Source organism: Burkholderia sp. WSM2230, assembly GCF_000472445.1.
Lineage (GTDB): Bacteria > Pseudomonadota > Gammaproteobacteria > Burkholderiales > Burkholderiaceae > Paraburkholderia.
Genome location: NZ_AXAJ01000013.1, coordinates 118,993 through 132,121, shown reverse-complemented (window position 1 = coordinate 132,121; position 13,129 = coordinate 118,993). Strand labels below are relative to the sequence as shown.

Here is a 13,129-nt window from a genome sequence, read left to right as displayed (position 1 = left end):
ATCCGCGGCTTCGCGCGTGGTCTTTTTTCAAGCAGTTCTCACTCTTTAGCGTTTCTTCGATGTCCACCAGCAGACAGCAGCAAGGCCGGCACCAAGGTCATATCGCGCGCAAGCGTTTCGGGCAGAATTTTCTGGTCGACATGGGCGTGATCGATTCGATCGTCGACGTGATCCGGCCACAGCGCGGCGAGCGCATGGTCGAAATCGGACCAGGGCTCGGCGCGCTGACCGAGCCGTTGATCGAGCGTCTTGCCACGCCCGAGGCGCCGCTGCACGCTGTCGAACTGGACCGCGATCTGATCGGGCGTCTGAAGAACAAGTTCGGCGATCTGCTCGAGCTGCATGCGGGCGACGCGCTCGCGTTCGACTTCGGCTCGCTGGCCGCGCCTGGCGATGCGCCGTCGCTGCGCATTGTCGGCAACCTGCCGTACAACATTTCGAGCCCGCTGCTGTTTCACCTGACGTCGTTCGCGCGTCGCGTGATCGATCAGCACTTCATGCTGCAGAACGAAGTGGTCGAGCGGATGGTGGCCGAGCCCGGCACGAAGGCGTTCAGCCGTCTTTCGGTGATGCTGCAGTACCGCTATGTGATCGACAAGCAGCTCGACGTGCCGCCCGAGGCATTCCAGCCGCCGCCAAAAGTGGATTCGGCAATCGTGCGCATGATCCCGTATGCGCCGCACGAGCTGACGCCGGTGGACGAGCGCGTGCTCGGCGAGGTGGTCACCGCCGCCTTCTCGCAGCGGCGCAAGATGCTGCGCAACACGCTGGCCGCATTGCGCGACACGGTGGATTTCGACGCCATCGGCTTCGACTTGCAGCGCCGCGCCGAAGACGTGCCGGTGGCCGAATACGTCCGCGTGGCGCAGCTCGTGGCGGCCAAGGCCTGAGGGCGAGCCGCGAGGCGTTACTGCGTTCGTGCTAGCTCGCCGCGCGCTTGGCCGGCGCATTGACCAGCGCGATGCCGGTCAGCACGAGTGCCGCTGCCATCAGAAAGCGCAGGCTGAACGACTCGCCGAGCAGCAACACACCGAAGGTCACGCCAAAGAGCGGCGTGAGAAACGAGAACACCGAGAGTCGCGACGCGACATAGCGCGTGAGCAGCCAGAACCACACCAGATAGCTGACGAACGCCACCACCACCGCCTGATACGCAAGGCTCGCGACGACGAGCGGCGTGAGCGTCTCGACGCGCGCCTCGCCGAGTGCGAGCGCCAGCGCGAGCAGAACCACGGCGGATACCGCGAGCTGATAGAAGAGCGTCTTGCTCGCGCTCGAGTGTGCAAGCCGCGTCGCGCGCACCACGACGGTCGTCGCGGCCCATGCGACGCCCGCCAGCACGCCGAGCGCGTCGCCCGCCACGCCGGCCAGTGACGAGCCGCTTGCCGCAGTGCCATGCAGGAAGCCGTCCGCGAAAGCCAGCGACATGCCGGCGAACGCCACGACAATGCCGAGCCATTGAAGCGGCCGCATCCGTTCGCCTTCGACGAACCAGTGCAGGCCAAGGGCCGTGAAGCACGGCGCGGTGTAGAGAAAGACCGCCATGCGCGACGCACTGGTCAACGTGAGTCCAAGGAAGATGCACACGAATTCAGCCGCGAACAGCATGCCCGCCAGCAGGCCGGCGGCGAGCGTGCCGTCGTCGCGGAACAGCGGCGTGCCGCGCGAGCGAGCCCAGCCCCACACGAGCAGCGCCGCGATGGTCGAGCGCAGGCCCGCCTGAAAGAGCGGCGGCAGCGCTGCATTGGTGGTCTTGATCGCCACTTGCTGGAATCCCCAGATCGCGCACAAGCCGACCATCAGCAGAACGGCGAAACCATCAGGGGCGCGACGCGTGGGCAGGGCAGTGGTGCTCATCGGGGCAGGTGTGTGTGGTTGAAGGCGAGACAGGTTGAACGGCGCAGCCCGTACGATAGCAAACCCGCCCTCCCGATCCAGCCGATGTCCCCTTCGCCTACGCGTGCTTCTTGCAAGTCGCAAGTGATTTGCGGATTTCGCGGATCCGGCGCAACGCTCGCGCAACACACTATTTCTTACCATCACGGTTTCGCGATAAGGTTCGACGAAACTTCTGTCGGTACATTCATGCGCGTGACGCCGACGGCTCCGAGCTTTCGTAGGAAGTCGAGCCGGTCGGCAATGCCCGCGTCAGCAGCCAGACTCGATCCGCGCGAGGCGGAACCGCTACGAGGAGACGACATGATGACCTTGAGCAGAAGCGCGGCCGCGGTGGCGTTGCTATCGCTCGGTTGTCCGGCCGCGCAGGCCCAGTCCAGCGTGACGCTGTACGGCGTGGTGGACGAGAGCGTGCGCTATCTGACCCACGCCAACAGGGCCGGCGATTCGTCGCTCGGGCTCGGCGCGGGCGGCATGACGCAAAGCCGCTGGGGCCTGAAAGGCGTCGAGGACCTGGGCGGCGGCTGGTCCACCTTCTTCAAGCTCGAGAATCGCATCTACATCAACAGTGGGCAGAGCGATCCGACCTTGCCGTTCTTCAACGAAGCGCAGATCGGTGTGCGGTCGAATTCCTACGGGCAGGTGATTCTCGGCCGTCAGTACAACGTGATGATCGAAGGGATCACGGTAGGCGGTTACGGCAGCAATCCGTGGATTCCGTACGACTTCAGCTTCCAACCCGAAGTGACGATGACAGGCGGCATCTGGACCAGCAACCAGGTGCAGTATCAGGCGAAGTACAACGGCTTTAGCTTCGCGGCCGGCTATGCGTTCGGCGGCAACGCGGGCAATTCATACGGCAGCCAGATCGGCGCGGCAGCGGCTTATGCGCCGGCCGGCGGACCGTTCACCATCGGCGGCGCCTATGAGGAGTCGAAGGATTCGGTCAACGGCGCGTCGGCAAAAGCGTGGACCTTCGGCGGCTCGTACACGTGGGACAAGACGCGCTTTTCGCTTGGCTATATCGTCAATCGCGCCGACGCCGGCTTCTCCAGTTTTGCCAACGGACCATTCACGGCACCCGCGCTGATCGCGCTGAAGTACACGGATTTCTCGCGGCGGCGCATGTTCATGGGCGGCATCACGCAGCAGGTCGGTAACGCGTGGCACTTCGCGGCGAACGTTTGGCGGACATTGCAGGACGGCAAGACCGCCGCGAAAGACGGCTCGGCATGGCAATATCAGCTTGTCGCGGACTATGCGCTGTCAAAGCGCACGGACGTCTACGTCGAAGGCGACTATTCGCTGTATCGCGGCGATCTGATCGGCGCGCAACTGCAGGGCGTGAATGGCGTCGGCCTCGCGCAGAAAGGCTCGCAAATCGGCTTGATGGCGGGCCTGCGGCATCAATTCTGAAGCGCGGCGGCGCGCGCTTCACGCGAGCGTCGCGAGCGCTCCGCTCACTGCAGCGGCGGTCGAATCCGGGTACATTTACGCTCTCGACATCAAGCAACAGGGAGTACACGATGCGCCTGCTTCACACCATGCTCCGGGTCGGCGACCTGGACCGTTCGATCGCGTTTTACACCGAACTGCTCGGCATGAAGTTACTGCGCCGCCAGGATTATCCGGAAGGGAAGTTCACGCTGGCGTTCGTCGGCTACACGGACGAGCGCGACGGCACCGTCATCGAATTGACGCATAACTGGGACACGCCGTCGTATGACCTCGGCAACGGCTTCGGACACCTGGCCGTCGAGGTGGAAGATGCGTATGCCGCCTGCGACAAGATCAAGGCGCAAGGCGGCACGGTCGTGCGCGAAGCCGGGCCCATGAAACACGGCACGACGGTGATCGCATTCGTCACCGATCCTGACGGCTACAAGATCGAGTTCATCCAGAAGAAAAAGTAACGCCGCGTGGGTGCGCCGAGCGCCGCGCCATGTAGATATCGCAGCATGGCGCGGCGGTGAAGCCGTCCGGCGGTCCACCAGCGGCTAAGCCGCTCACGGACGCTATAACGTCGGCAACAGCTCCGGCGGATGCGACTTCAGCGTCTGCCGCGCCTCGCGGAATTCCGGAAAGATCGACTCGACTGTTTGCCAGAACCGCGGGCTGTGGTTCATCTCGCGCAGATGCGCAAGCTCGTGCGCGACTACGTAGTCGATAATGGAAAGCGGAAAGTGAATCAGCCGCCAGTTGAGGCGAATTTTGCCGTCGCTCGAACAACTGCCCCAGCGCGTGGCCGCTGACGAAAGCGCATAGGCGCGATAGTTGACGCCCAGTTTCTCGGCGTAAATCGCCAGGCGCTCGCCGAACAGACGCTTAGCCTCGCCCTGCAACCAGCCTTGCACGCGGTCCTTGATCTGCTGCGGGTCCGCTTGTAAAGGCAGCGGCAGTTGCAGCGCGCTTTGTTCCGCGCTGAATGCGAGCGTGCCTTGCGGCGAGCCGAGCGTCACGCGCACCGGCTGGCCCAGATAGGGCACTTGTGCGCCGTCTTTCCAGTCCACCTTCGGCAACGCGCGCTGTTCGACGCGCGTTTGCCATTCGATCAGCTTCGTGAAAATCCAGCGCTGCTTTTCCGTGATTGCGGTTTCTATATCCGCGAGCGTGACCCAGCGCGGCGCGGTGATGGTGAGCCCGGTGCTGTCGATGGCAAAGCCAATCGAGCGACGCGCAGAACGCTTGAGCGCGTAATGCAGCGTGCGCGCGCCGATCGTCAGACTGCGCAGCTTGCTGCCGTCCGGTGCGAGCGGTACGGCGGGCTGCTGGCCATTAGTTGAGGCGCTCGGCGCAGAGGGGGAAGGGGACGACGAAGTCGACCCCGGCTCGGCAAAGAGCGGGAGATCGAGTTGCCGGTTATCGAGCGCCGCAGCGGGCTGCGGCGTAGGAGACTTCTGCATCGGATTCGGCTTCGCGCAAGTACGCCTTCGAGGGCGTGGGCGCGTCAGATTGGTGCGGCGGCGGAATCGCTTTCCGCCGCGCGATACGCAGTGGGATCGATGCGACGCATTTCAGCTTCGATCCACTGTTCGACGCGCGTGTTCACTTCATCGGGCGTGAGCCCCGTCGTCTCAATCGGCTTGCCGATCGACACTGTGACTATACCCGCATATTTGAGAAACGAGTTGCGAGGCCACACGCGTCCGGCGTTGTGCGCGATCGGCACGACCGGCGCGCCGGTAGCAATCGCAAAGCGCGCGCCGCCCGTTTTGTACTTGCCCTGCTTGCCGGTGGGCGTGCGCGTGCCTTCCGGAAACATGATCACCCAGGCGCCTTCGGCCATGCGCGCCTTGCCTTGCCTGATGACCGACTCGAACGCGTACTTGCCTTCCTTGCGGTCGATATGAACCATCTTCAGAAGTCCGAGCGCCCAGCCGAAAAACGGCACGTATAGTAGTTCGCGCTTGAACACATAGCACAGCGGCTTCGGCATCAATGCGGGAAACGCGAGCGTTTCCCATGCCGATTGGTGCTTCGACAACAGCACGGCCGGACCGTCGGGCAGATTCTCCATGCCTTGAATCGTATAGCGTATGCCGTTGAGCCAACGCGCCACTGTGACCGTGACGCGGCACCAGCCGGCCGCCATCCAGTAGCGTCTGTCGGCGCGCATGAATGGAAACGCGATGAAGCACGCAATCGCGTACGGCACCGTGAACAGCACGAAGTAAATCAGCAGCAGCAAGGAACGGATGAAGCGCATCGGCGTGGTCTGTATGGGTTAAGGACGCGCGCGGTGCGCGTCACTCCTGAGCGTCGGCGAGAAAGTCGAGCACGAACGCGCGCAGATCGTCATGCACGACCGTGCCTTCCGGCAGGCCGCCCGCCGCGAGCGTCTTGCGGCCTTTGCCGGTCAATACCAGATGAACCGGATGGCCGAGCGCCGCGCCCGCTTGCAGATCGCGCATTGCGTCGCCGACCACCGGCGTGTTTTCGGGGTCGACCTCGAAGCGCTCGTTGATCATCTTCAGCATGCCGGGTTTTGGCTTGCGGCATTCGCAATGATCTTCAGCCGTGTGCGGGCAAAAGAACACCGCGTCGATGCGTCCGCCGACGGCCGCTGCCATGCGATGCATCTTCAGATGCATTGCGTTTAGCGCATTCATGTCGAACAGACCCCGGCCGATGCCCGACTGATTTGTGGCGACCGCGACGCGATAGCCCGCCTGGCTCAGACGCGCGATTGCTTCGAGCGAGCCCGGCAACGCGACCCATTCGTCCGGCGACTTGATGAACGCGTCGGAGTCGACGTTGATCACGCCGTCGCGATCGAGGATCACTACTTTTTTCGTCGGCATGGCGTGCGGCTCAGGCGGCGAGTCGCGAAATGTCCGCGACGCAATTCATCTGCTGATGCAGCGCGCCGAGCAAGGCCAGACGGTTCGCGCGCAACGCCGGATCTTCCGCGTTGACCATCACGTCGTTGAAAAACGTGTCGACCGGTTCGCGCAGCGCAGCCAGCGCGGTCAGCGCGCCCGTGTAGTCGCGCGCGGCAAGCTGCGACTGTACGCGCGGCGCGACCTGTTCGAGCTGTGCATGCAAGGCCTTCTCCGCCGCTTCGACCAGCAGCGCGGGCTGCACGCCGCCGTTCCCGGCGACGCTTTCCGACTTCTTCAGAATGTTCGAGATGCGCTTGTTGGCTGCCGCGAGCGACGCCGCTTCCGGCAACGCTGCAAACTCGCGCACGGCATCGAGACGCGCGACGATGTCGTCAAGACGCGAGGGCTCGAGCGCCAGCACCGCGTCGATCTCGCCCAGTGCGTGACCGCGTTCGCGCAGCAGACCGCGCAGACGATCCATGCTGAATTCGTAGATGGCTTGTGTCGAATCGGCCACGTTCGGCAGCGCGGCGAATTGCGCGTGAGTCGTGCGCAACAGTTCGACGAAGTCCACCGCCAGTTGCTTCTCGACCAGAATGCGCAGCACGCCGAGCGCGTGACGGCGCAGCGCGAACGGGTCCTTCTCGCCGGTTGGCTGCAGACCGATGCCCCAGATGCCGACCAGCGTTTCGAGCTTGTCAGCGAGCGCGACGACCGTGCCGGTTGCGGTAGCCGGCAACGCGTCGCCGGAGAAGCGCGGCTGATAATGTTCCGAGCACGCGAGCGCGACTTCTTCCGGCTCGCCGTCGTGGCGCGCGTAGTACGTGCCCATGGTGCCTTGCAACTCGGGGAATTCGCCCACCATGTCGGTGATCAGATCGGCCTTGGCCAGACGCGCGGCGCGCTTTGCGAGCGCCACATCCGCGCCGATCAGAGCGGCGATCGCGCCCGCCAGCCCTTCGAGCCGCTCCACGCGTTGCAGCGCTGAGCCAAGCTTGTTGTGATACACGACGTTCGCGAGCAGCGGCACGCGCTCGGCGAGCGGCTTTTTCTTGTCCTGCTCGAAGAAGAACTTCGCGTCCGCCAGACGCGGGCGCACCACACGCTCATTGCCTTCGATAATGTCGCCGGGCGTCGACGTCTCGATATTCGACACGATCAGGAATCGCGAGCGCAGCTTGCCGTTGGCATCGGTCAGCGCGAAGTACTTCTGATTCGTCTGCATGGTAAGGATCAGACATTCCTGCGGCACTTGCAGGAATTCGTCCTCGAAGCGGCAGGAATAAACCACAGGCCATTCGACCAGCGACGTCACTTCGTCGAGCAGCGATTCCGGCATCACGACCTGGTCGCCGTCCGCGTGTGCGAGCAGATGTGTGCGGATGGTTTCCTTGCGATCCGCGAAGTTGGGCACGACGCGGCCTTTGTGCATCAGCGTGTCCACGTAGGCATCGGCGTGCTGGATCTGCACGAAGCCTTCGGACAGGAAGCGGTGACCGAGCGTGGTGTCATCGGCGTCGATGCCGAGCGCGCTGACAGGCACGACCTGCTCGCCGTGCAGCGCGGTCAGGCGATGCGCCGGGCGCACGAACTGCACGCTGGAGCCGTCCGGACGCTGATAGGTCATCACCTTCGGAATGGGCAGCTTCGCGAGCGTTTCGTCGAGCGCGGCTTGCAGGCCTTCCGCGAGCGTGGCGCCTGGCGCGGCATAGCGCAGGAAGAAGGCTTCGGCCTTGCCGTCCTGCGCGCGCTCCAGGTCACTCACCGAAAAATCGGGGAAGCCGAGCGCGGCGAGTTTCTTTGCGAGCGGCGCCGTGGGCTGACCGTCTTTATCCAGCGCGACGGAAACCGGCAGCACTTTTTCGCGCACCTGTTTTTCCGGCGCGACCGCGCGCACGTTCTTCACCATGACGGCGAGGCGGCGTGGCGTTGCATAACGCTCGAAGGACAGTTCGCCTTCAATCAGGTCGCGCGCCGCGAGGCGTTCTGCGATACCTTCGGCGAAAGCGTCGCCGAGACGGGCGAGCGCTTTCGGCGGCAGTTCCTCGGTCAGCAGTTCGACCAGCAGGGTGGCTTGATGGGGTTGAGTCATTTCTTGATGTTCTCGTCAGTCCTGGTCGATCTTGCGTTCGACTTTCAGCGGCGGCGCCCACGCGGGCATGGCGGCGTCCTGCTCGTCGGTGGTGAGCCCGGGCACGCCGTGCACCGGATTGCCGAGCATCGGGAAGCCGAGCTTTTCGCGTGAGTCGTAGTAAGCCTGTGCGACGAGACGCGATAGCGCGCGAATCCGGCCGATGTACGCCGCCCGCTCGGTGACCGAAATCGCGCCGCGCGCGTCCAGCAGATTGAACGTATGGCCGGCCTTCAGCACGAGTTCATAGGCGGGCAGGGCGATCTGCGCCTCGATCATGCGTTTGGCTTCCGCTTCGTAGCTGTTGAAGAACGTGAACAGCAGATCGACGTTCGCGTGCTCGAAGTTATAGGTGGACTGTTCGACTTCGTTCTGGTGATACACGTCGCCATAAGTGAGGCGGCGCGTTTCCGGGCCGTTCGGGCCTTGTTCTTCCCACTCGGTCCAGACGAGGTCGTAGACGTTCTCGACCTTCTGCAGATACATCGCGAGGCGTTCGAGACCGTACGTGATTTCGCCGAGCACCGGCTTGCAGTCCAGACCGCCGACCTGCTGGAAGTAAGTGAACTGGGTCACTTCCATGCCGTTCAGCCACACTTCCCAGCCGAGGCCCCACGCACCGAGCGTGGGATTTTCCCAGTCGTCTTCGACGAAACGCACGTCGTTCTGCTTCAGGTCGAAGCCGAGCGCCTCAAGCGAGCCGAGATACAGATCGAGGATGTTCTCCGGCGCGGGCTTGAGCACCACCTGGTACTGGTAGTAGTGCTGCAGACGGTTCGGGTTCTCGCCGTAGCGGCCGTCTTTCGGACGGCGTGACGGCTGCACGTACGCGGCGCGCCACGGTTCAGGGCCGATCGCGCGCAGGAAAGTGTGGACGTGCGACGTGCCCGCGCCGACTTCCATGTCGATCGGCTGGAGCAACGCGCAACCCTGCTTGTCCCAGTAGGACTGCAGAGTCAGGATGATTTGCTGAAACGTGAGCATGAAGTGCCTTTCGGGCATGAGGCCGCGCCGCGGGCGCATAGGCACGCGGGGCGACCGTGGAGCGAAGTGCTAAACCCGAGATTTTAACGGAAAGGCGGGGGGGTGTCCGTTTTGGGGGAGGGTGGCATCACAAACGCCTTTGCGCCCTGGTCCGGCTGCCGATGGCGACTTCAGCCTTTCGATGCGGCCAGGCGGTGAGTCGCGCCAAATGGTCCGAACTATGAATTCGCTGACGCCTTGGATCTACATACATTGAGAGCTGCCACACTTGAGTCGCTGACGCCGAACCGGTACCTGCAATAATCGGCAAAGCGCACGCGGTCGGGCGGCGATAACTGATCGATTGCGAGATCGTCGCCCTCCGTCGCAAACGGATCATAGAACTCTATCTGTAGCGTCGGATAGCGCTTCATAAACAACGTGGTTTGTGTTTCGTGGTCCCGATACGAGCGGACATAGCCTGTGTATTCGACCGCCAACAAGGCAAACGCGGCAACGGCTATCACTGCGGCTAGTCGTAATTTTCCGAGTGCATTCACCGTGCATTGAGCCCGGTCGATCTGCGCATTTCATCCACAAGCGCGAGACCAGCATTGCCCGGGCAGATTTTGCGCTCGCCCAATTGACCTGGATATTCCCGGTGACCGCCGAGGGTCGTGATATTGAAGAATTCCTGCAGAACGCCAATGAGTGCCGTGAGCGATGACTTCTGCTGTTCAGACACTTTCGGCTTCTGCTTCAGTCCCATCAGGCTAAGAAGTTTTGTTACTTTAGCGACTCCGTCATGGCCCTCGCCAGGCATTGCCAGGTTTTCCAGTAACACGATACCGATTACTCCCTTGTTGTAATTGTGCACGTGTTCACCCTTAAATCGAATGTCCCGCCCCTCGAACACATTCCCGAAACAGTCGAGCGCGTAGTGGTAGCCGATGTCGTCGCTTGCGGCGATAGCGCGGCCCATTTGCATGTCCTGAATGTCCTGCAACTGCAGCGCCGCTGGTCCACATGCGAAACTGCGTCCTGCATGATGGACTGCGATTTTTGTATAGTCCCAGTCGTCGTGCATTGCTGGCGCGCGGTTCTTGTGTGCCGCCCAATTTGACCTTTCGACGAAATTCATGCGCAGTTGGCGTACGCGATTAATGAGCGCCTGGCGTGTCGCGGCGCGGTCGTTGACTGGAATAGAGATGACTTCGCCAGTGTCGCTTCGGGGTGTCGTTTGTGAGTGCGTCCAGTGATTAACGCTGTAGTCGGTCATGTCAGGCTCCGGGGCCCGGCACCAGCTCTCGCCTCGGTGACGAAAAAACTATATGGATGCGAAATTCCGCGGAGCCGTCAGTCTCCAGGTGGGCGTACCCGTTTGCGTTCGTTTTTCCAGAGCGTTGCTCGCCTTCCACGCTTGCAATGAAGCGCCGATTCTTTAGCGGCTCGCCAGTCACACTGTCGTATACGAAGATGCTTTGCGAATACCGGTTAGGCGACGGCGTCGCAGATGCGGAGTATGGCGAGACTGATTGATCCGCTCGAGGCGTAAGCCTTATTTCGTCACGATTCAGTTCCTGATAGGAGTCGTTTTGAGACGCGGTCATAACCGGAGACGGCTTGCAATTGCACACGCAAATGTCGCCGTCCAGCGCCGCTTCTCTGCTCATCATGGCATAGGGCAGACGCGGCCCTTGTCCAACAATCACGCCGGTCGTCTTGCAGGTCGGGCAGTAGACCTTCGCGCCGAGATATGTCATTGCTATCCCTTGGTGCGTGTAGGTCTCCTCGCCTTCAAGTACAACCCCGCCAGCCGACGACTGATCTCCCTTTTTCAAATAATACCGACGCATGCGCTTCCTTCGATGGATCAAATAGATCGCGGTCGCGCGACGCTTTCAGTGAATCAAGTTGTTTGCCGCGCGGCTCGCGCCAATTTACGTTCTGTCGCAGCGCTTGTATATAAGAGCATTTCTAGAACATTCCTAATTGCCGCGGGTTGGTCAGAGACTTACGAAAGGCGGCTCTCCCGCGGAGCGCTTTACGCCACCGCCAACTCCACCTTCGGCGAAAACGAATCGCTGCGCGCAACGGGCCACCACTTCTCATACAACGAGTAACGATAGTTGCCCTTGAGAAGATCGTCCGGCTCCAGATACTTCAACAGCTCGGACATCAACTGCACTTCATGCGACGACACGCGCCTCACGATGTGATGCGCCCTCAGTTCCGCCGGATGCTTGAGCCCCGCGGCCTGAATGATTTCCTTCAGCGCATGCAGCGTGTTGTGGTGAAAGCTGAACACGCGGTCGGCCTTGTCCGGCACCACCAGCGCACGCTGGCGCACCGGGTCTTGCGTCGCGACGCCGGTCGGGCAGCGCCCGGTGTGGCAGGTTTGCGCCTGGATGCAGCCCACGGCGAACATGAAGCCGCGCGCGGCGTTGACCCAATCCGCGCCGATCGCAAGCGTCTTCGTGATGTCGAACGCCGTGATCATCTTGCCGCTCGCGCCGATGCGAATACGCTGCCGCAAGCCGATGCCGATCAGCGTGTTGTGCACGAGCAGCAAGCCTTCCTGCAAGGGCACGCCGACGTGATCGGTGAACTCCAGCGGCGCCGCGCCGGTGCCGCCCTCCGCGCCGTCCACGACGATGAAGTCCGGCAGAATGCCCGTCTCCAGCATCGCCTTGGCAATGCCGAAGAATTCCCACGGATGCCCGATGCACAGCTTGAACCCCGTCGGCTTGCCGCCCGACAGCGTGCGCAGGCGCTCGACGAATTCGAGCAGGCCGCGCGGCGTCGAAAACTCCGAATGCGTGGCCGGCGAAATGCAGTCGCGGCCCATCGGCACGCCGCGCGTTTCGGCAATCTCCGGCGTGATTTTCGCGGCCGGCAATACGCCGCCATGACCGGGCTTCGCGCCTTGCGAGAGCTTAACCTCGATCATTTTCACCTGCGGCTCGGCGGCCTGCCTCGCGAATTTCTCGGCGCTGAACGTGCCGTCGTCGTTACGGCATCCGAAATAGCCGGAGGCGATTTCCCAGATGATGTCGCCGCCATGCTCGCGGTGATACTTCGACATCGAACCTTCGCCCGTGTCGTGTGCAAAGTTGCCTTTCTTCGCGCCGAGGTTCAGCGCCATGATCGCGTTCGCCGAGAGCGAGCCGAAGCTCATCGCCGAGACATTGAAGATCGACATCGAATAGGGTTGCGCGCGTTCTGCACCCACGACGATGCGAAAGTCGTGGCTGTCGAGCGTGGTCGGCGCGAGCGAGTGACTGATCCATTCGTGCGCGACGGCCTTGACGTCGACTTCGGTGCCGTACGGTCGGCTGTCGACGTCGTTCTTCGCGCGCTGATAGACGATGCTGCGTTGAGCGCGCGAGAACGGCTTTTCGTCGGTATCGCCTTCCACGAAATATTGGCGGATTTCCGGGCGGATGAATTCGAACAGAAACCGCAGATGCCCCCACAGCGGATAGTTGCGCAAGATCGCGTGGCGCGCTTGTGTCAGGTCAAACAGGCCGAGCGCGACGAGCGCGAGCGGCGCGACGATCCACAACCACGAAACATGATGCGTCGCGGCTAGCGCCGCGCAGACGGCGAGGAGCGCGACGGCGCTCCACATGGCCAGATAACGTCGAGAAAACATGGAGACTCCGGGTGCAGTGAATCGTCACGGAGGGATTGCACGCGCGCGAAGCGCGGGCGGATCCACCGTGGGGAAAACCAGCGACTGCAAGACTTCAAGCCGCGAGCCGGTCGATGGCGGGGATCGAACGCAGTGGCTTGAATCCGCGGCTCAAACGCAGCG

General features: G+C 62.5%; 12 protein-coding genes. 3 read left to right on the top strand and 9 right to left on the bottom strand.

Translation table 11 applies throughout. The features are described from left to right. Positions 1 to 59 precede the first annotated feature (59 nt). A complete protein-coding gene (gene rsmA, locus A3AC_RS0122745) occupies positions 60 to 890 on the top strand; it encodes a 16S rRNA (adenine(1518)-N(6)/adenine(1519)-N(6))-dimethyltransferase RsmA (protein WP_025601656.1) in 831 nt (276 codons plus the stop codon). A gap of 31 nt (positions 891 to 921) precedes the next feature. On the opposite strand, the gene A3AC_RS0122740 is transcribed toward rsmA, so the two are convergent. Next, positions 922 to 1,857 (bottom strand): DMT family transporter, encoded by a 936-nt coding sequence (locus tag A3AC_RS0122740; protein ID WP_025601654.1) that lies wholly within the window; start codon positions 1,855 to 1,857, stop codon positions 922 to 924. A 342-nt stretch (positions 1,858 to 2,199) separates the two neighbouring features. Here A3AC_RS0122740 and A3AC_RS0122735 point away from each other — a divergent pair, with 342 nt between their 5' ends. Continuing rightward, on the top strand, positions 2,200 to 3,312 hold the full coding sequence (locus A3AC_RS0122735; protein ID WP_025601652.1) for a porin: 1,113 nt from the start codon (positions 2,200 to 2,202) through the stop codon (positions 3,310 to 3,312). Between the two features lie 110 nt (positions 3,313 to 3,422). Then, complete coding sequence (gene gloA / locus A3AC_RS0122730) at positions 3,423 to 3,809, top strand: lactoylglutathione lyase (protein ID WP_025601651.1); 387 nt, start codon at positions 3,423 to 3,425, stop codon at positions 3,807 to 3,809. A 102-nt stretch (positions 3,810 to 3,911) separates the two neighbouring features. Here the strand turns inward: gloA and A3AC_RS0122725 are convergent, their stop codons facing one another. The 8 genes from A3AC_RS0122725 to A3AC_RS0122685 form a co-directional block, all read right to left on the bottom strand. Then, positions 3,912 to 4,799: a M48 family metallopeptidase gene (locus tag A3AC_RS0122725; protein WP_025601650.1), complete on the bottom strand. Its 888-nt coding sequence runs from the start codon at positions 4,797 to 4,799 to the stop codon at positions 3,912 to 3,914. Positions 4,800 to 4,843: 44 nt separating this feature from the next. Continuing rightward, positions 4,844 to 5,602, bottom strand: coding sequence for a lysophospholipid acyltransferase family protein (locus A3AC_RS0122720; protein WP_025601649.1), 759 nt, complete (start codon positions 5,600 to 5,602; stop codon positions 4,844 to 4,846). A 40-nt stretch (positions 5,603 to 5,642) separates the two neighbouring features. Further along, the gene (gene gmhB / locus A3AC_RS0122715) at positions 5,643 to 6,197 is read right to left on the bottom strand and encodes a D-glycero-beta-D-manno-heptose 1,7-bisphosphate 7-phosphatase (RefSeq protein WP_025601648.1); all 555 of its coding nucleotides are present in this window, start codon (positions 6,195 to 6,197) and stop codon (positions 5,643 to 5,645) included. Positions 6,198 to 6,207: 10 nt separating this feature from the next. Beyond that, positions 6,208 to 8,310 (bottom strand): glycine--tRNA ligase subunit beta, encoded by a 2,103-nt coding sequence (gene glyS / locus A3AC_RS0122710; RefSeq protein WP_025601647.1) that lies wholly within the window; start codon positions 8,308 to 8,310, stop codon positions 6,208 to 6,210. A 15-nt stretch (positions 8,311 to 8,325) separates the two neighbouring features. Then, positions 8,326 to 9,333 (bottom strand): glycine--tRNA ligase subunit alpha, encoded by a 1,008-nt coding sequence (gene glyQ, locus A3AC_RS0122705; RefSeq protein WP_025601645.1) that lies wholly within the window; start codon positions 9,331 to 9,333, stop codon positions 8,326 to 8,328. Between the two features lie 535 nt (positions 9,334 to 9,868). Further along, positions 9,869 to 10,591 (bottom strand): peptidoglycan recognition protein family protein, encoded by a 723-nt coding sequence (locus A3AC_RS0122695; protein WP_025601642.1) that lies wholly within the window; start codon positions 10,589 to 10,591, stop codon positions 9,869 to 9,871. Between the two features lies 1 nt (position 10,592). Further along, entirely contained in the window at positions 10,593 to 11,168 is a 576-nt protein-coding gene (locus A3AC_RS0122690; protein WP_025601640.1) for a PAAR domain-containing protein, read from the bottom strand. Between the two features lie 188 nt (positions 11,169 to 11,356). After that, entirely contained in the window at positions 11,357 to 12,967 is a 1,611-nt protein-coding gene (locus A3AC_RS0122685) for an FMN-binding glutamate synthase family protein (protein WP_025601638.1), read from the bottom strand. Between the last annotated feature and the right edge of the window lie 162 nt (positions 12,968 to 13,129).